This is a genomic window from Bradyrhizobium sp. Ses1 (genome assembly GCF_059512365.1).
In genome coordinates this window covers 1-1,508 of record NZ_JCAMOQ010000161.1, presented here as the reverse complement: position 1 = coordinate 1,508, position 1,508 = coordinate 1, and the positions used below count along the sequence as shown (strand labels likewise).

Sequence of the window (1,508 nt, the reverse complement as noted above, 5' to 3'; positions counted from 1 at the left end):
GACCGCGCCGCAGCGTTATCTCGCAAGTGTCGCCTTGTAGGACCGGTTGAAATGGACACAATATGCTCGCTTCGGGAAGCCTGCTCCCGCTCTTCTTCGTCTGGTCTTTATCGATTGGTTTCGGACGGCGCTTTGTCATTCCACCCTCTGCGACGATCCTAAAAGAGGCCAAGCTGAGGACGAAGCCAAATCTTTCTTCAGGTTCTAATTTAGCTTGAGTGACAAAGCCTCGCGAACGCGCAAAACCGACGCTGCGTTTTTTGACGCGCTCAATCTGTTGCAGTAGGGGCGAGCCTTCTCAGTCATGTCGTTCAGTCATCTTCAAGTCGCTATTCCTTCGCGTGACCAAATTGCCGTGCGCGAACACGTTGAACTGTTCCATCATCTCGCGAGAGGCGTGAGAGGTCTATTCATTGTATGTGCATTCCATGATGACCGCCCCGGTACGATCAGCCAACACCGCGTGGGTGATGTGGAGGGGATGGTGGAAGCGATCATGGCGCACGCGGACACGCCGAATGCGAATGTATACATGTCGTTTTGTTTGATGCGCCTTGATCTTGAACGGGGGAAGAAGGGTGCAGAAGCAGATGTGATCGCGACTATAGGGTTAGTCGCAGATATGGATGCCGACACAGGCAAAGTCGGTAAAATGCCGATTGAACCCAGCTATGTCATTGAGACATCGCCAGGCAATTCTCAACAGGTCATCCTCTTCGATAGACCGCTGTTGCCGGAAGAAGCCAAGCCCCTTGCCACTGCACTGAAGAAGGCAAGTGGCTCCGATCACGGCACGGGCGACATATCTCATGTGTGGCGCATTCCCGGCACACTGAATTGGCCGACCAAGACGAAGCTCACACGCGGGCGCAGCGCTAGGCTGCCACTGCCGCGCTATTTCGGTCGTCGAGCGCTCAAGGCAACTTCGTGCCAATACCCGGTAGTGCGAAAATACTGTGAACTGCACTGAGCTTTTGCTAATACGTGGGACATCCCACCACGGCACACCAGGCAACGGACATATGGAACGCGTCGCACGCATCATTGGAGGCGGAGAAACGGGGCTGTAAGCGCGAACAGCTGCGCCGGAATGCCTGTTGCCACGGCGGGGGAGATCGGGTTGCATGGAGTGTAGCGTTGTAGCTCTGCAGATGCCGCAATAAACGACGGTTATGAAGAGGCCGTGCGGTCGATGACGTTCCTCTCGTACCAACCAAGCTCGCCGGGCCAAGGTCAGGCGTTATTGGCCACGCCGAGTTCGTCTTCAACTCCGATCCGTCGGCGTTCCAAGGGCGAACTAATCGGCCCAACGCTCCGCCGTGTATAGACGGAACCCGGTTGGACTATTATCCAAGGCGAACTCGATTTGGAAGGCGTATAGACATAGACGGAGCGATTGGGCGACGCGTGACATGCTCGGTTCAGGGAAGTTCCTAGGGTTCAGACTCAATTGATCCAATAGGCGACGACTGCGGCGATGTGGACGGCAGCCAAGAAGTTTCTGGCGA

Annotated in this window: 1 protein-coding gene; it reads left to right on the top strand. The window is 55.6% G+C overall.

Annotated features, from left to right (window positions below):
- The first annotated feature begins 304 nt into the window (after positions 1 to 304).
- Positions 305 to 970, top strand: coding sequence for a DNA-primase RepB domain-containing protein (locus AC5ZG5_RS46100; protein WP_456647242.1), 666 nt, complete (start codon positions 305 to 307; stop codon positions 968 to 970).
- Positions 971 to 1,508 lie beyond the last annotated feature (538 nt).